Origin of the sequence: Piscinibacter gummiphilus (assembly GCF_032681285.1) — a bacterium.
In the GTDB taxonomy this organism is placed as follows: domain Bacteria; phylum Pseudomonadota; class Gammaproteobacteria; order Burkholderiales; family Burkholderiaceae_C; genus Rhizobacter; species Rhizobacter gummiphilus_A.
Genome location: NZ_CP136336.1, coordinates 1,062,677 through 1,078,911, shown reverse-complemented (window position 1 = coordinate 1,078,911; position 16,235 = coordinate 1,062,677). Strand labels below are relative to the sequence as shown.

Annotated in this window: 14 protein-coding genes; 11 read left to right on the top strand and 3 right to left on the bottom strand. The window is 62.8% G+C overall.

Annotation, left to right across the window (positions count from 1 at the left end; all coding sequences use genetic code 11):
• Window positions 1–3: 3 nt before the first annotated feature.
• From RXV79_RS05180 to RXV79_RS05135, 10 genes are read left to right on the top strand one after another with little or no spacing between them, the layout of a single operon-like run.
• Window positions 4–1,104 (top strand): DegT/DnrJ/EryC1/StrS family aminotransferase, encoded by a 1,101-nt coding sequence (locus tag RXV79_RS05180; RefSeq protein WP_316702409.1) that lies wholly within the window; start codon window positions 4–6, stop codon window positions 1,102–1,104.
• Between the two features lie 5 nt (window positions 1,105–1,109).
• Entirely contained in the window at window positions 1,110–1,760 is a 651-nt protein-coding gene (locus tag RXV79_RS05175) for a PglD-related sugar-binding protein (RefSeq protein ID WP_316702408.1), read from the top strand.
• Window positions 1,757–2,977, top strand: coding sequence for a glycosyltransferase (locus RXV79_RS05170; RefSeq protein ID WP_316702407.1), 1,221 nt, complete (start codon window positions 1,757–1,759; stop codon window positions 2,975–2,977). The genes RXV79_RS05175 and RXV79_RS05170 overlap by 4 nt, the downstream gene beginning before the upstream one ends.
• Window positions 2,978–3,004: 27 nt before the next feature.
• Window positions 3,005–3,790 carry a DUF268 domain-containing protein gene (locus RXV79_RS05165; RefSeq protein ID WP_316702406.1) on the top strand — a complete coding sequence of 262 codons (786 nt, stop codon included), beginning with the start codon at window positions 3,005–3,007 and terminating at the stop codon, window positions 3,788–3,790.
• Between the two features lie 50 nt (window positions 3,791–3,840).
• Window positions 3,841–5,133, top strand: a complete 1,293-nt coding sequence (locus tag RXV79_RS05160; RefSeq protein ID WP_316702405.1) for a hypothetical protein — start codon at window positions 3,841–3,843, stop codon at window positions 5,131–5,133.
• A gap of 53 nt (window positions 5,134–5,186) precedes the next feature.
• Window positions 5,187–5,840: a class I SAM-dependent methyltransferase gene (locus RXV79_RS05155; protein WP_316702404.1), complete on the top strand. Its 654-nt coding sequence runs from the start codon at window positions 5,187–5,189 to the stop codon at window positions 5,838–5,840.
• A 16-nt stretch (window positions 5,841–5,856) separates the two neighbouring features.
• On the top strand, window positions 5,857–6,741 hold the full coding sequence (locus RXV79_RS05150) for an alpha-1,2-fucosyltransferase (RefSeq protein ID WP_316702403.1): 885 nt from the start codon (window positions 5,857–5,859) through the stop codon (window positions 6,739–6,741).
• Window positions 6,738–7,538 (top strand): glycosyltransferase, encoded by an 801-nt coding sequence (locus RXV79_RS05145; protein ID WP_316702402.1) that lies wholly within the window; start codon window positions 6,738–6,740, stop codon window positions 7,536–7,538. The genes RXV79_RS05150 and RXV79_RS05145 overlap by 4 nt, the downstream gene beginning before the upstream one ends.
• A gap of 20 nt (window positions 7,539–7,558) precedes the next feature.
• A complete protein-coding gene (gene asnB / locus RXV79_RS05140) occupies window positions 7,559–9,496 on the top strand; it encodes an asparagine synthase (glutamine-hydrolyzing) (RefSeq protein ID WP_316702401.1) in 1,938 nt (645 codons plus the stop codon).
• Complete coding sequence (locus tag RXV79_RS05135; RefSeq protein WP_316702400.1) at window positions 9,493–10,620, top strand: glycosyltransferase family 4 protein; 1,128 nt, start codon at window positions 9,493–9,495, stop codon at window positions 10,618–10,620. The genes asnB and RXV79_RS05135 overlap by 4 nt, the downstream gene beginning before the upstream one ends.
• Here the strand turns inward: RXV79_RS05135 and RXV79_RS05130 are convergent.
• On the bottom strand, window positions 10,617–11,699 hold the full coding sequence (locus RXV79_RS05130; protein ID WP_316702399.1) for a hypothetical protein: 1,083 nt from the start codon (window positions 11,697–11,699) through the stop codon (window positions 10,617–10,619). The genes RXV79_RS05135 and RXV79_RS05130 overlap by 4 nt on opposite strands.
• Entirely contained in the window at window positions 11,696–13,969 is a 2,274-nt protein-coding gene (locus tag RXV79_RS05125) for an SLBB domain-containing protein (RefSeq protein ID WP_316702398.1), read from the bottom strand. Before RXV79_RS05125 ends, RXV79_RS05130 begins: the two co-directional genes overlap by 4 nt.
• Window positions 13,970–14,113: 144 nt before the next feature.
• Between RXV79_RS05125 and RXV79_RS05120 the strand changes: the two genes are divergently transcribed.
• On the top strand, window positions 14,114–15,232 hold the full coding sequence (locus tag RXV79_RS05120; protein WP_316702397.1) for an MraY family glycosyltransferase: 1,119 nt from the start codon (window positions 14,114–14,116) through the stop codon (window positions 15,230–15,232).
• Here the strand turns inward: RXV79_RS05120 and galE are convergent.
• Window positions 15,210–16,223: a UDP-glucose 4-epimerase GalE gene (gene galE, locus RXV79_RS05115; protein WP_316702396.1), complete on the bottom strand. Its 1,014-nt coding sequence runs from the start codon at window positions 16,221–16,223 to the stop codon at window positions 15,210–15,212. The two genes, RXV79_RS05120 and galE, sit on opposite strands and share 23 nt — an antisense overlap.
• Between the last annotated feature and the right edge of the window lie 12 nt (window positions 16,224–16,235).

The window sequence follows — 16,235 nt, the reverse complement described above, 5'->3', positions numbered from 1 at the left end:
GACATGAGTGCGATCAAGATCCCCGTTTACCGCCCCAGCCTGCGCGGCAACGAAAAGAAGTACGTCAACGAGTGCCTCGACACGACCTGGATCTCGTCTCGCGGCCGGTTCGTCGGTGAATTCGAAAGCCAGTTCGCTCGCACCATCGGCATCGAGCACGCAGCATCGGTCTGCAACGGCACCGTCGCCATCCACCTCGCACTGCTGGCGCTCGGCATCGGCGAGGGCGACGAGGTGATCGTTCCGACCCTCACCTACATCGCATCGGCCAACGCGATTGCGTACACCGGCGCGACTCCGGTATTCGTCGATTCTTGTCGCGACAGCTGGCAGATCGACCCGGAAGACGTGCGACGCCACATCACCCCACGTACCCGCGCCATCATGCCGGTCCACCTGTACGGCCAAGCGTGCGACATGGACGCCTTGATGGCCATCGCTCGCGAACATCGCCTCTTCGTGGTGGAAGACTGCGCCGAGGCCTTCGGCACGCTCTACAAGGGCCGTCATGTCGGCACCTTCGGCGACATCTCCACCTTCAGCTTTTTCGGCAACAAGACCATCACCACAGGCGAGGGCGGCATGGTCGTCACCAACGACAAGACCCTCGCCACGCGAGCCCGTCACTACAAAGGCCAGGGCCTCGCCGACCATCGCGAGTACTGGCACGATGTGGTGGGCTACAACTACCGCATGACGAACATCGCCGCCGCGATCGGGTTGGCTCAGCTTGAAAACGCGGCCGACGTCATCTCACGCAAGCGCCGGCTCGCCGAGCGATATCGCCAAGCCCTCGCCGGCTTACCGGTCGCCTTGCATGCTGAACAGCCCGATACGGTTCACAGCTACTGGATGGTGTCGATCCTCGTCGAGACGCCGGAGCACCGCGACCCATTGCGAGCCCATCTCTCGCAGGACGGCATCGAGACGAGGCCTCTGTTCTTCCCCGTCCATACGATGCCGATGTATGCCAAGTCGTACCGCCGTCATCCTGTGGCCGAGGATCTGGCATGGCGTGGCATCAACCTGCCGAGTTGGCCGGACATGAGCGACGAGGATGTCCAGACCGTCGCGGCGTCGATTCGCCGCTACTTCAGCAAGTAGGCGAGATGCGCACGCTTTACATCATCGGGACCGGCGGCTTCGCAAAGGAAGTGGCGCAGCTCGCCCATGAGATCAACCTCGCCTTTGCGCACTGGGATGCCCTCGCATATCTGAGCGAGACCCCGGCGGAAGTGGGCAAGCCGATGCCCTTCGGCTCAGTGGTCGGCACCGATGACATTCTGAAGGACCTCTCCACCCCGGCCGACGTCGCCGTGGGCATCGGAAGCCCTCGCCTGCGCGCCAAGTTAGGCTCGAGCCTGATGCCTCTGCCATCGCTGCGCTTTCCCAACCTCATCCATCCAGCAAACCCGATCAACGCGGACCACGTGCTGCTCGGCGTGGGCAACATCGTGACGAGGGGCGCAGTGTTCACCTGCGACATCAAGGTCGGCGATCTGAACGTGTTCAACCTCAACTCGACGGTGGGCCACGACACGACAATTGGTTCATTCAACGTCATCAACCCCGGGACCAATGTGTCCGGCGGGGTGAGCATCGGCGACCGATGCCTGTTTGGTACCGGATCACAGGTACTGGAAGGCATCTCGATTGCGAATGGCTCGACGATCGGTGCTGGCGCCGTCGTTGTGAAAGATGTCGACAGGGAGAATCTGACACTGGTCGGCATCCCGGCGAAGCCACTCAACGCAACATGAAGATTGGCGTGATGGGCCACTACTTCGTCGAGTGGACGGGTGGCTTCGATTTCTTGCGGATGACGATCGACAGCCTGGTGGCTGCGTCTGACGACAATGTGGAAATCCACCTCCTGTTGCCTGTGCGTGGGCCTAGGGTCGCGGCCCGGCTGCTGGCTCGTCGCCTGAGGGCGATGGCCCTGAGGCGCGGCCCAAACTATCCAAGTCCTTCGGCCGTCCTGTCGGCCTGCAATGAACTGGCACCCCGGGTCAAACGTGCAGTCATCGATCGCGGCATTCCATCATTGAAGCGCTATTGCCGTCAGTACGAGATCGACGTGTTGCTGCCCTCGACCTACGAGCTACCTGCGTCTGTCGGCACGCCATGGATCGCGTATGTCGGTGACTTCCAACACAAGCACTTGCCGCACTTCTTCACCAGTCAGGAAAGAGCCTTTCGCGATCAACACTTCGCGAACATACTGGATGTAGCCCCTGCCGTCATCGTGAATTCCAAAACCGTTGAGGGAGAGGCTGGACAGTTCTACCCCGGCCATAGATCCAAGGTCTTCTCTCTTCCTTTCAGCGCCGATGTGCCACGCATCAACCCCAGCGATGGCCGAGACGTGAAAGGGAAGTTTGGCATCTCGGAGCCGTTCTTCATGGTGTGCAATCAGTTTTGGGTGCACAAGGACCACGCCACTGCATTCCGGGCATTCGCCTCGATCGCCCAAGAGCACCCCAACCTCATGCTCGTCTGCACCGGAGAGCCGAGCGACCCGCGCGACCCCGAGCACTTCGGCCGCATGAAGCAACTCGCCGAATCGCTGCACATTCAAGACAAGCTCCGCATCCTTGGCGTCATTCCAAAAGCGGATCAGCTGGGCCTGATGAGTTCCTGTATAGCGGTCATACAGCCCACCCTTAGCGAGGGGGGCCCGGGTGGCGGTGCGGTCTTCGACGCCGTGGGCATGGGAGTGCGGTCACTGGTTTCGGATCTGGCCGTCAACCTGGAGCTCCATGAGCCCACGGTGCGCTTCTTCAAGGTCGGAGACGACGCATCGTTGGCTGAGCAGATGCGCGACGCACTCAGGAGCGCCCCCCCGACGATCTCTCGCAGCGACTTGATCATTCAAGGCCGCGAGCGACGCAAGGCTTGCGGTGAAGTATTCCTGAAGGCGATCGATCATGCGATACGAACCGACGGAAGAGCGCGAGTGCACGGCTTGAACAACTGAAGCACCGCGCTTCGGAAAAGACAGAACATGCGAACCCTGGCCAAAGCGAACTGGTTCCTGAGTCAGCAACTCGGCATCGACCTGAGGACCTTGCTACGTGCTCCTTGGGGCATGGCGCTCTACATACGCGATCTGATGAGGTTCAGGCGCACGAATGCCCTCAAGCTCAGGTTTCAACCCTGTCTCCATGATTGGTGGCAGCAGGCTGGGGCAGTGGGAACTGAATACTTCTGGCAGGACCTGGTGGTGGCGCGGATGATTCACGACGCGGCGCCTGTTCGCCATATCGATGTCGGTTCGCGTCTCGACGGGTTTGTCGCCCATGTCGCGAGCTTTCGAGAAATCGAAGTCTTCGACGTCCGGCCACTTGAATCGACAATCCCAGGTGTCGTGTTCCGGCAAGCAGACATGATGAGCGAGAACAGCCTGGGGCGCGAGATCACGGATTCGCTCTCATGTCTGCATGCGGTGGAGCATTTTGGGCTTGGGCGCTACGGTGACCCACTCAACGCGCAAGGCTCCATGCTGGGAATCGCCAACCTGGCCAGGCTGCTCCGCCCAGGCGGAACGCTCTATCTTTCGTGTCCGGTCGGCGAAGACGAAGTCTTCTTCAACGCACATCGGGCACTGCGGCCGAACACCGTGAAAGCGGCGATAGAAGGCGCAGGGCTACGGATGGTTCAATGCAGACTGTTCAACTCCTCCACAAAGGCGTTCGAAGTCGTTTCGATGGACCATGCGGCGCTCGCGCATGGCCCCCAACATTCGCTCGGGCTGTATCTGTGCGAGAAGCCGGCATCGACCACGGTCTAGGGCGCTTGCCCGGTTGACTCCAATCAAGAGAGGCTCAAGGAATCGTTCTCATGGTGCTGTATTTTTTGTTCAGCCTGATTCCCTTGCTTCTTTTGGCAAGACGGCACACCGAGTTCTCGGTCCTGTCGGCGTACTTCATCATCAATTGGCTTGCGATCTCTGCGAGCGTATTGATCTCGTCTCTTGCGAACGCGGAGTTGGTGGAGTTGGGAACGACTGCAGAGGCGAACCAGGCGGCCCCAGTCTTCAATCTGTTCCTGGCGCTGTTTCTTTTTTCAGCGGCACACACCTACAGAAAGCTGCGACTTGTGTGCCTGACGTCCCGGCGCCACCGCAAACCTTCCACAGAAAAAATCGAACAGCAACTACTGAGCGGACTTCTCGTAGTCACTCTGTTGATCGCGGCGGCGTCCCTGATGCCCGCACCACCGCTTTTGAGTGGGACGCCTGTGTCGGAGTACTTGGCCACGCTGAATTCAGTCCAAAAGTTTTCGTTCGTCTCTCTATCCATATGCGCGTTGCCTTTGTCTAGCTTGGCGCGTCAGAAGTATCTGGCCAAGGAGTGGGCCGGGCCTGCTGCCACCTTCGCCACCTTGCTACCGGGGTGCATGTGGATACTGGCTGGCGAAAAGATGGGCTATCTGCTCTTCATTCTGTTTTGCGCGGCGCTGCCGTGGTTGCACCGGGCGGCCGTCGACTGGAAGCGGACGAAATGGCCACTGGTCGTGGCTGGTTTCGTCGTGACTTCGCTAACGCTTCTCCAATACGCGCTGCGGGATGAGGACCCGCTCCTGATGCTCGCAGCACGCGCTGCAATGCAGGGTCAACTCTGGTACTACTTCTACCTCGAAGCGCCTGCCATCCAGCCCATCTTCGCTGGCCTTCGTTTCCTGTTCGGTGCAAGCGGAGTGGACACGCTCCGAGCCATGATGGAAATCGTCATGCCTGCGCAACTACTGCTGGAGTACGAGACGGCGGCAATGACGGGGTCCCACTTGCCCTCGCTGCTTCACGCGTTCGGCTGGGTTCTTCTTCCGGTTGCCTCCGTCATTGCCGGCGTGTTGTTCGGTGTGGGAACAACCTTGCTCCGATTGGCGGTGCAAGCTGGGTATTCCCTCCTGAGCTACCTGATCGTTGCCAGCTTTGTCTTCCCGGGAATTGAGGTCTGGGTCGCTGGTAACTTTTCGCGCCTTACCACTCTGCCTCCCACCTTTTTCGTCTTCACTGTTGCCAGCCTCGTACTTCTATTCGGTCGTATCAGAATTCGAACCGCCGCAACACCATCCCGCGGCTCGCCAGTTCGTGAGTCGGCGTACAAACATCGTTTGAATCAACAACTATGAGATTTGGCTTTTTGAAGTTTGGGAGAAGCAACGAGGCGCAACGACTCGAGTGGTTGCGCAGCCACCTCGCCACGCTGCCGCCTGGCTCCCGTGTGCTGGATGCTGGAGCGGGTGAGCAGCGCAACAGGGCCTTTTGCGAGCATCTCGTCTACGTGTCCCAGGACTTTTGCCAATACGAAGGCACGGGTGACGGTGTGGCGCTGCAGACCGGTAAATGGGACACCGCCCGCATTGACATCATTTCGGACATCACGGCTATCCCGTCACCGGATTCCACTTTCGATGTGGTCCTGTGTACCGAGGTACTTGAACACGTTCCAGATCCGTTGGCCGCGCTGCGTGAGCTGGCCAGGCTTGTGCGGCCTGGCGGAACGGTGGTTCTCACGGCGCCCTTTTGCAGCCTCACGCACTTTGCGCCGTATCACTACGCATCAGGCCTGTCGCGATACTGGTTTGAGAAGCACTTGGCCGACCTGGGGTTCACGTCCATTCAGGCGACGCCCAACGGCGGCTGGATGGACTATCTTGCGCAGGAGGTCTGGCGCCTCCCCTGGATTGGGCGAACCTATTCGAGCAAGGCGTTGGGCTGGGTCGCGCTGCTGGCGGCGGTACCGATGCTTGGGGTCATGCGGCTCATGAAGAGCACCGACCGTGGAAGCTCCGAGCTGCTGACCTTCGGGTGGCAGGTCGTCGCACGCAAGGCCTAGAGCAAGCGCCCACGGCATGATTTGCGTGAGACTCGACGGGGGCCTTGGCAACCAGCTCTTCCAATACGCGACAGGCCGCGCACTTGCATTTCGTCATGGCTGCGCCTTGTTACTGGACTCCAATAGGCTTGATGGGGCTGCTCGCAAGGTTACGCCGCGCACGTTCGAGCTCGATCACTTTCGGCACCAAGGCAGGCTGGCGAGCAGCCTCGAACGGAAACGCTTGTCGTGGTTGCCGAGGGTGGCACCCGCGTCTCATTGGGTGAGCCCCTGGCGAACGTTCGTGGAGCGCGGGCCGGGGTACCACGCGAGCGTGGCGAGCCTGCCAGATCAGACCTATCTCGTTGGCTACTGGCAAAGCCACCGCTACTTTTCTCACATGGCGCAGACCATCGCTGATGAACTGACCCCTATGCGACCGTTGTCGGCGGCGAGCGAACAAGTTGCCAGATCTGCAGCCCAAGGGATGAGCGTGTCCGTACACGTGAGGCGTGGCGACTACGTCACGCTGCCTGCCGCGGCCAATCTGCACGGCACACTCGACCGCGAGTTCTATGCCTCCGCGCTGGATCGGGTCAACAAGCAGGTTGGCAATGCGCGCTACTTTGTTTTTTCGGACGATATCGCGTGGTGCCGAGCGAACCTGCCACTGCACCACGCCGAGACTGTTTTCGTTGACCACAACACTGGGCTCGACGCGTGGCAAGACTTGGTCCTCATGGCGAAGTGCAAACACCACATCATCGCGAACAGCTCATTCAGCTGGTGGGGTGCATGGCTCGCGGATCAGCACCAAGGCGAGGCCGGTCATCTGGTCATCGCACCCGCCCGATGGTTCGCCGGGCAGCCCGAGCATGACCATCGCGATCGATTCCCGGCCCATTGGATTGTTCAGCCATGATCGGGCGCCCCACCCCGGCAGTGAGCTGGCTCCTCTGCACACACGTCGCCGATGAGCAGCTACGCGAGGCCCTCGCTTCATGCTTTGCCCAAACCCATGCTGACTTCGAGTGCGTGGTTGTCGCCAACGGCAAAGACGCCAGCGCAGTCGCTGACACCATCCGAAACTGGCACGGTCAAGAAGAGCGGCTGCGCGTCTACACCACCGACGTTAGACACCTCACCTTCAGCCTCGCCCTCGGGCTGCACCATGCCCGCGCCCCGCTGGTGGCGCGAATGGACGGCGACGACATCGCCACACCCGACCGCTTGGCGCGTCAGGTCGAATTCATGCAGTCACACGCGGACGTCGTGGTGCTGGGCAGCCACTACGAGCGCATCGACGCAGCCGGGAATCCCCTCGCGACCGTCAGCCTACCCACAGATGATGCAGACATTCGCAAAGCATTGCTGCGCGGCAACCCCCTCTGCCATCCAAGCGTGATGTTCAGGCGCGACGCAGTGCTGGCAGTCGGCGGCTACCTGGGCGGCATCTATGCGCAGGACTATGACCTCTGGGCCCGGCTGGCGGTCGACCCGCGTGTCGTCTTCGCCAACCTGCCCCATGTGTGCCTTCGATACCGAGTGATCGGCGTCGGCACCGCGCGCAAGGCGCGATGGGCTTACGCCTCGATGGCCGCTTCGCAGTACCGCAACTTCGTGGCGGGTGCTGGTGCCAAGTGGGCGCTGGCGGCGGTGATCACTACCGCGAAAGCATTACTGCGTTCGTCACCGCAGAGAACCGGCGCCTCCCGTTGACTCCCATCCTCTGACGCGTCATGTGCGGCATCACCGGCTTCGCCCTCCCTCGGCCCACCGAAACCCATCCAGCCCACCGGCTCGCGCAGGGTGGCCTGCTCACGCACCGCGGGCCTGACCGCTTCGACACCTGGTCGAGCCCAGACGGCCGCGTCGGTCTGCAGCACTACCGGCTCGCCATCGTGGACCTCTCGCCCGCCGGCGCACAGCCCATGCACTCCGCCGATGGCCGCTACACCGTGGCATTCAACGGCGAGATCTACAACCACCTGGAGTTGCGTTCACGACTGGCTGCGGAAGGCGTGGCGCCGTCGTGGCGCGGGCATTCCGACACCGAGACGCTGCTCGCGGCCATCTCGGCCTGGGGGTTGCGCGCGGCCATCGAAGCCTGTGCCGGCATGTTTGCGTTGGCGCTCTACGACCGCGCCGAGCAGAGCCTGAGCTTTGCGCGCGACCGGCTGGGCGAGAAGCCCCTGTACTTCGGCTACATCGCCGGGGCGCTGTGTTTCGCGTCTGAACTGAAGGCCCTGCGCGCCGTGGCACCCAGCCCCCTCCCGCTTCATCGCGGAGCACTGGCGGCTTACATGCGGCTGGGCTACATCCCCGGGCCCCAATCGGTGTATGACGGCATCCTGCGCCTGCCCCCGGGCACGCTGATCACGGTTTCGCAGGCAAGCCTTTCGCAGGCGCAATTGCCGCAGCCCGAGCCCTACTGGGACTTGGGCCGCATCGTGCAAGTGCGCGCTGGCCACGCGGCGACGCTCAGCATGCGGGAGGCGGCCGACGGCCTTGACGCCGTGATGCGAACGGCTGTCAAAGGCCAGATGGTGGCCGACGTGCCGCTCGGCGCACTGCTGTCGGGCGGCATCGACTCGTCACTGATCGTGAGCCTCATGCAGGCACAGGCGACACAGCCTGTGCGCACCTTTTCCATCGGCTTTGCCGGCGCGGCCACCGACGAAGCGCCCCATGCGCGGCGTGTCGCAGCGCACCTGGGCACACAGCACACCGAGTTGTATGTCACGGCGCAAGATGCACTCGATCTCGTGCCTCGACTACCCGAAGTCTTCTGTGAGCCCTTTGCCGACTCTTCACAAGTGCCCACCCTGCTGGTGTCGAAACTTGCCCGTCAACAGGTGACGGTGGCGCTCACGGGCGATGGGGGTGACGAGCTGTTTGCAGGCTATGACCGCTACCAACGTGTCGCACAAGGCCAGGCCCGCATCGGCAGGATTCCGATGCCCGCGCGGAGAGCTGCCACTGCCCTGCTGAGACACATGCCGCTGAGCCTCTTGAACGGCGCCATGCGGCTGGCCGGCAACCCAGGCGGCTTGCGCAACCCCGCCGACCGGCTGCGCAAAATCGCCGAAGTGCTGGCCAGCCCCGATGCCTCAGCCTTGCACCGGGGGCTGATCACCTTGTGGGAGCCTACCCAGGTGATGCCCTCCGTCCGCGAAAACGAATCGATCTTCAGCCAGGAGCTTCCACCTGCCCCCACGCTCGTAGAACAGATGATGCTGGCCGACACCCTGTGCTACCTGCCCGACGACCTGCTCGTGAAGGTGGATCGTGCTGCCATGGCCTACAGCCTGGAATGCCGTGCGCCCTTTCTCGATCACCGGGTGGTGGAGTACGCGTGGGGGCTGAGCCTCAGCCAGAAGGCACCCTTGGCGGAAGGCAAGGGCCTGCTGAAGCAGGTCCTTGAGCGCTACGTGCCGCGCCCCCTCTTCGACAGGCCCAAGCAGGGCTTCGGGCTGCCGGTGGACGGCTGGCTCCAGGGGCCGCTGCGCGCCTGGGCCGAAGCGCTGCTGGCGCCGGAAGCGTTGCGCGGGGCGGGCGTCCTCAACGTCGACCTCATCCGCCGCCGGTGGCACGAGCATGTGAGCGGAGAGCGCAACTGGCAGCAGCACCTGTGGACGGTTCTCATGCTTCAGGCCTGGCTGGAGCATCGCCCATGAGCCGAAGCCTGACGATCACCTTCTGCTGCAACACCGCATTCGCGATTGCCAATTTCCGAGCCGGCGTCATTCGCACGCTGATCCAGCAAGGCCATCGTGTGGTGGTGGTCGCCCCTGACGATGGTGTCTACATGGGCGTGCTTCGCGACATGGGTGCCGAGTGCATCGCTTGGTCGCTCTCAGGCCGAAGCACGCAGCCCTTGCGCGAGTGGTCGGCCCTGAACGAGCTGACCGCGATCTACCGCAAGGTCAAGCCGAATCTGGCCTTCAACTACACGATCAAGTCGGTGATCTACGGCGCCATCGCAGCCCGCCGCACCGGTGTGCCCACGGTGTCGGTCATCACCGGGCTGGGCTACGTCTTTCTCAATCGAGGCTGGGTGAGTTCGATTGCCAGAGCGCTCTACGCGCGGACGCTGCGTTGGTCGAGAGAGGTCTGGTTTCTCAACGCCGACGACGAAGAAACCTTCCAGTCGCTCGGCCTCGTGGAGGGCACCCGCGTTCGCCGATTGCCCGGCGAAGGTGTCAACATGAATCACTTCGCGCTGCAGCCCCTGCCCGGAAGTTTGGCAGCCGGACGTACCTTCCTCATGATCGGGCGCCTGCTGCGCGACAAGGGCGTGCTTGAGTTCGTCGAGGCGGCACGCCGTGTCCACAAGGCCTGCCCCACTACCAGGTTCCAGCTGCTGGGCGCCGCTGACGATGAGAATCCGACGGCCATTTCCCGGAAGCAGGTCGACGAGTGGGTGGCGGAGGGAGTGGTCGAGTACCTGGGGGTGGTCAGAGACGTGCGGCCCAGCATCGCAGCGGCCGACTGTGTGGTGCTGCCGTCGTACCGCGAGGGCGCCCCCCGCAGCCTGCTCGAAGCGGCCTCGATGGGCAGGCCGCTGGTCGCCACCAACGTGCCGGGGTGCCGCGATGTGGTCTTGCCGGAGGTATCGGGTTTTCTGTGCGAGGCGAGGAATGCGCAGTCGCTTGCGGACGCCATGCTCCACGCGGCAACGCTGGCCGACGAAGCCTTCACGGCAATGGGCCTTCAAGGCCTGGACCACGTCGCCAAGACGTTCGACGAGCGTGTCGTGGTGCAGAACTATCTTTCAACCATCGACCGGCTCGTTCCCTAACGCAGGTTGCACTTGCTCTGCAGCACGGAGAAGGCGCTCTCATCAAGGTTGTAGTGATCCGCCTCGGAGCGCTTCGGCAGGAACTCCACGTCGAACCCTCGCACCGCAGGGTACTGGCGCCGGAACAGCTCTGCCACACGACGACCCTTGTCAAACCCCGAGAAGCAGCAGTTGTCCTCTTCGTTGTAGACCTGCACGTGCCTGCGTCTCGGCTGGGTGGCCAGCGCATAGAGGTCCGTGTAGTCCATGCGCTTGAAGAGGTACAGGCCGTATTGCTCGAAGTCACCCAGGTCATCGCGCAGGTCTGCTTCGGTCGGAAGACGAAGCCGGATGGGGAGGCTGCCGAAGAACGACACGGAGCACATGATTCGCGTGTCGTGAGCCGCGGCGAGCGTCGTGCTGTAGCCCCCCCCGCTGCGGCCGACCATCACGATCGATCGATAAGGAGCGGCAAACCGGTCGAGAAACCCGCGCACATGTGCAATGAAATAGGCCGCAGCGCTGTCACCCTGAGAATCCAGCAAGGCGAAAGCGCTGTGGTTGCTCACGACCTGAAATATCCGCTGCACCGAAGGAGGCTGGTCGCGCGGTGCAAAGCCAGTCCCGGGCATGAACAGAACCAGCACATCGGCGTCCTGTGCGAACAGGCGCCCCACGAACGACGCAGCATCCGGCAGGATGAGCAGTTCATCGGACCGTGCCAACCCCTCCAATGCCGCCCCGGCCTCGTGCCCGGCGTGGTAGATCACGAGCTGATCGCTAGGCACGGCCCGAGTCAGCAAGAAACCGGACAGGTAGACATCTCGATAAACCACTTGCAGGAGCCGGCAGACCGCCTCGTCTCCGACGGCGAGCCACGCGGGGCATGGTTCACGAGGCCCCAGTTCAACCTTGTCGAAGCGCTTGAAACTCACCTCTTGGCTCAGGATGCTCGAGGGCCTGGAAAGCTGTTGCGCATGCCCGATGTCGAGCTGCAGGAGCAGCATCAAGGGCAGTGCCCTGAGCACCGCCCATCGTGCAGCAACGCCCACGCGCGCTCCAAAGAGCTGCAACAAGCTGCCCCGCACGTTGTTGTTCAATCGGTCAGAACCTTGAGCGTGGCGAGCGCCGTCAGCGGCTTGATGACGATGTCCATCCATTCGAGGAAGGCAGCCGCTCCGCGCTTGGTGACGACCTCAGGGACGGCCACCACCACATCGCCGCTTTCCACGTCCGGGCAGGAGCTGAACCAGCCCACACGGCAGATGCGGTTCTGACGCGACACGAAGTGATAGATGTTCGGGCTCATCTCGTCGATCAGGCCGCAACGCTTGACGGCGCCGCTCACCGAAACGGCCCCCTTGCCGATCATGAACTCGCCAGGTTTGAAGAATGCGCCCTGGCATGAATAGGTGTCCTGCACCGGCGGGATGAGCACGATGTCGTTCGGCGCCAGCTTGATGTCTCGCGAGACCGGATCCCCTCGCGATGACAGGTAGATCAGCTCTCGATCCTTCATCAGCTCGAGCACCTCGGCCTTTGCTCGGTTGCCGAGCGTCTGCACCGTCCCGGACTTCCTGTCGTCCTTGGTGATCGCGGTCGCGCCGACGACCCTGTCGCTGTTCATGGCTTCCTGTCTGAGCTGATGCGCCGTGATGGTCTTCAGGGCTTGATCCAGCACTTCTCGGCCAACCGACGTGCGGCCGTCGCTCTGCCGCAGGATCACCGCGTTCCAGACAGCAGCATCCGGCGTCACCCCCCCGGCCATGATAAGCACGTCTTCCAGTGTCTTGAGGCCCACGAACCTGTACCGGCCGGGCTTGCCTACTTCTCCCAGCACACGCACCGACATCGGCAATTCGCTGCGCCGGGCTTTCCATTCGCTCTGGTCCTCGATCACCAGGACGTCACCCTCCTGCAGCTCGATGTTGCTTGCACCTGTGCGGCCATCCGTGGCAGCGGCGCGGTAGTTGACGGAGATGGGGGCGTATTCACGCTTGTCCGAATCTCGGCGGTAGAGGGTCAAGGCCTCCAGGTCGAGCCTGCGCAGACGGTCGTCCAGGTCCTGCAGCGTCGCAAAAGCACCGGCGTTCATCGTGCTGAGCGTCTTGCGCGGAATGAGCCGGTCGAACGGTGGAGACAGCACGTCCAGCAGCTTCATACCAGGCCGATGCTCCAGCTTGATGGGGTCGACGCCGGGCGCCACGATCGTGATGGAGCCTCGTACCAACGCCAGGTGCAACTGGACGTCGAGGTAATCGCCATCGCGCAGCGACGTGCACGACACGGGGGCCACGCCGCCGCGGCCGGGGCATATGCCACCCACCGCGGTGGTCTGGAGCGTGCGGTCTCCCCGCGTCGACTCCGCAAACGAATACAGGTTGATGCGGTTGGCATCGGCCACCACCGACAGCCCGCCGGCATACCGAAGGAGATCGTTGACGCCTTCAGACTCGGTCAGCTCGTAGATGCCCGGCCGGGACACGCCCCCGCTCACGGCCACCAGTTTGCCGCGCGGAGGAACCCGAATGACGTCGTTGTCCTTGAGGGCCCCCGGCATCGCTTCGCACTCGGTGCGGAAGAAGCAATACAGGTCGATCAGCTTCGCAGGGCTGCCGTCGCGCCTGAATTCGACAAAGCGACGGCTGCCACCCGGAGAGGGCCGAGCCTGGCTGAGCGTGGCGCTCAGCAGGGTGTGCGTGGCGCTGATGTTCTTGAGGCCCACACTGGCGGCGTGACCCGTCACCAGGATCATCACGCCTCGGGAACTCACGATGAAGGCTCGCAGCTCGAACCCTTTGAAAAGTCGCCTGAACTGGCCGGTCATGACGTTGGTAAGGTCACTGGCGCGCACCCCTTCGAGCTGCACGCTGCCGACTTCAGGAACGAACACCCTTCCCGCCTCGTCAACCCGCAACTTGTAACGCGCGCTGAGTGACCCCCACACCTGGACTTCGATTTCGTCTCCGGGCCCGATGACATAGGTCTCGGGCAACTTGGGGCTGCGCGCCTTGCTCCGGGCAAGGGGCAGGGCATCGCTCACCTGCTTGCCGGTCGTGTCACGGATGTAGCGCGAAAAGTCCTCGTAGAGCGGCGCATCGTCCTCGAACTCGTGGGCGTCGTCCGGGATATCTTCCGGGCGCTGATCCCCTGATTCGGTCCAGTTAGAACCGTCCAGGCGTCGCTTGAAGTTGAAGTCGCGATCACGAGGCCTTGACGCCCCCCTGGACTGCCGCTCGTCGTCGCCTTCGTCACCAGCAAGCCCGGGCGCACCGAAGAGCCGCTGCGCCGGCGACAGCGAGCCTTGCGGAGCCTGAGCGACGGCCACCTGCGAGACAATCGCACCGAGCAGAACGGTGGCGAACGCCAAGCATTGAGTAAGAGTTTTCGATGCATGCATGCTGGACACTTCGCCGTTGTAATCTGCAGGGTCGCGCTGATTGTCGATCGCTTCGTAGCAGAGGTCGGCGATGATAGACCGACGTACTCGTGTTTTCCCGTTCACCCTCTTGCAATGACCTACCTTGTCGTCGCCTTCCTGACCGCGCTCGTGGCCACGGCGTTCATCCTGCGCGTCTCCATCCGGCACACCAAGCTGATGGGAGACCACGACCTGGAAGGCGTGCAGAAATTCCATTCCCGGCCGGTGCCGAGGGTCGGTGGCATCGGCATCATGGTGGCGCTCGTCGCGGGCACGGCACTCGCCCAGTTCACACACGCGAAAGAAGCCAGCTCGCTCTGGCTGCTGCTCCTATGCAGCCTGCCCGCATTCGTGGGCGGAATTGCAGAAGACCTCACGAAGAATGTTTCTCCCCGCCGCCGGCTCCTGACCACCGCCATCTCGGCGGCCATCGGCATCTGGCTGCTGGGTGCCGTGGTCTCCCGCACGCACGTTCCCGGTTTCGAGCAGCTCATCGTGTGGACGCCGTTCTCGGTGGCGCTCACGATCTTCATCGTCACGGGCGTGGCCAACGCGGTCAACATCATCGACGGCTTCAATGGCCTCGCGTCCATGTGCGTGCTCATGATGCTGCTCGGGCTGAGCTACGTGGCCTTCCAGGTCGGCGACACGTTCGTCTTCACGGCCACGCTCGTCGTCGCCGGAGCCATCCTCGGATTCTTCGTCTGGAACTTTCCCGCTGGCTTGATCTTCCTGGGTGACGGCGGCGCGTATCTTCTCGGCTTCCTTCTGGGAGAACTGGGCATCCTGCTGGTCCATCGCAACCCGCAGGTATCGCCCTTGTTCGCGCTGCTGCTTTGCGGCTATCCAGTGTTCGAAACCATCTTCTCGATCTACAGAAAGCGGTGGCTTCGAGGCATGTCGCCGGGGGTGCCAGACGGCGTGCACCTCCACATGCTGGTCTACAAACGCCTGATGCGGGTGATGCTCGGTGCCACACCCGACCGTCGGAAGACCTCACGCAACTCGATGACGTCTCCGTACCTGTGGGTGCTGTGCTTGCTGTCGGTGATCCCGGCCGTGCTTTGGTGGGACAACAGCCGGGTTCTTGGCTGGTTCATCCTGGCGTTCATGCTCATGTACATCCTGCTCTACCGGAGCATCGTGAGGTTCAAGACGCCCAAGTGGCTGGTCTTCCCGCGGACCCCTACTAGCCGAAGCCGCGCGGATTGAGCCGCTGCCATCTCCAGGTGTCGTCGCACATTTCATCGAGGCCCCTCTGGGCTGACCAGCCGATGAGATCACGGGCCAGCGTCGGGTCGGCGTAGCAGGCTGCAACATCGCCCTCGCGCCGAGCAACTACCTTGAAAGGTACGGGGCGACCGCTCGCGCGCTCGAAAGCCCGAACGACCTCGAGCACGCTGTAACCGCGGCCCGTTCCCAGGTTCACGGTGAACGAGGCGCTCCCCCCCAGCAGATGCGACAGGGCTGCAACGTGCCCGGCGGCCAAGTCCATCACGTGGATGTAGTCGCGCACGCCGGTTCCGTCAGGCGTGTCGTAGTCGTTGCCAAAGATCTGCAGCTCAGGGCGCGCTCCCGATGCCACCTGTGCCACGTAAGGCATCAGGTTGTTCGGGGTGCCCCTCGGGTCCTCGCCGATCTCTCCACTCGGGTGAGCACCCACCGGGTTGAAGTACCGCAGGTAAGCCAACGACCAGCCGGGCGTACAGGCCTCCATCTCACGCAACAACTGTTCGCCGACGAGCTTGGTCGTGCCATAGGGGTTCGTCGACGATAGCGGTGCGTCCTCGGTCAGCGGCAGGCTCTGCGGCCGGCCGTACACCGTGGCGGACGAACTGAAGACGAGGCGCTGCACCCCATGCACCTGCATCGCCGCCGCCACATTGATCAAGCCTTGAAGGTTGTTGCGGTAGTACTCCAGCGGCTTCTCGGTGGACTCCCCCACCGCCTTGTAGGCCGCGAAATGCACGACTGCGTCGATGCGATGCTCGTCGAACACCTGTCGCATCGCGACACCATCGCACACGTCAGCCTTGATGAACACCGGAGCCTGACCCGACAGCTTGTGAAGCCTCTCCAGCACCTTGGGCGAGCTGTTCGCAAAGTTGTCGACACCGATCACGCGGTGGCCTGCAGCCAGCAAGGCGAGCCAGGTGTGAGACCCGATGTAGCCAGTAGCGCCCGTGAGGAGAATGCGTGGCATTGCAGATCCGAA

Coding starts and splice junctions, on each gene's coding strand:
- RXV79_RS05180 (WP_316702409.1), top strand. CDS start 4: ATGAGTGCGATCAAGATCCCCGTTTACCGCCCCAGCCTGCGCGGCAAC.
- RXV79_RS05175 (WP_316702408.1), top strand. CDS start 1,110: ATGCGCACGCTTTACATCATCGGGACCGGCGGCTTCGCAAAGGAAGTG.
- RXV79_RS05170 (WP_316702407.1), top strand. CDS start 1,757: ATGAAGATTGGCGTGATGGGCCACTACTTCGTCGAGTGGACGGGTGGC.
- RXV79_RS05165 (WP_316702406.1), top strand. CDS start 3,005: ATGCGAACCCTGGCCAAAGCGAACTGGTTCCTGAGTCAGCAACTCGGC.
- RXV79_RS05160 (WP_316702405.1), top strand. CDS start 3,841: ATGGTGCTGTATTTTTTGTTCAGCCTGATTCCCTTGCTTCTTTTGGCA.
- RXV79_RS05150 (WP_316702403.1), top strand. CDS start 5,857: ATGATTTGCGTGAGACTCGACGGGGGCCTTGGCAACCAGCTCTTCCAA.
- RXV79_RS05145 (WP_316702402.1), top strand. CDS start 6,738: ATGATCGGGCGCCCCACCCCGGCAGTGAGCTGGCTCCTCTGCACACAC.
- asnB (WP_316702401.1), top strand. CDS start 7,559: ATGTGCGGCATCACCGGCTTCGCCCTCCCTCGGCCCACCGAAACCCAT.
- RXV79_RS05135 (WP_316702400.1), top strand. CDS start 9,493: ATGAGCCGAAGCCTGACGATCACCTTCTGCTGCAACACCGCATTCGCG.
- RXV79_RS05120 (WP_316702397.1), top strand. CDS start 14,114: ATGACCTACCTTGTCGTCGCCTTCCTGACCGCGCTCGTGGCCACGGCG.
- galE (WP_316702396.1), bottom strand. CDS start 16,223: ATGCCACGCATTCTCCTCACGGGCGCTACTGGCTACATCGGGTCTCAC.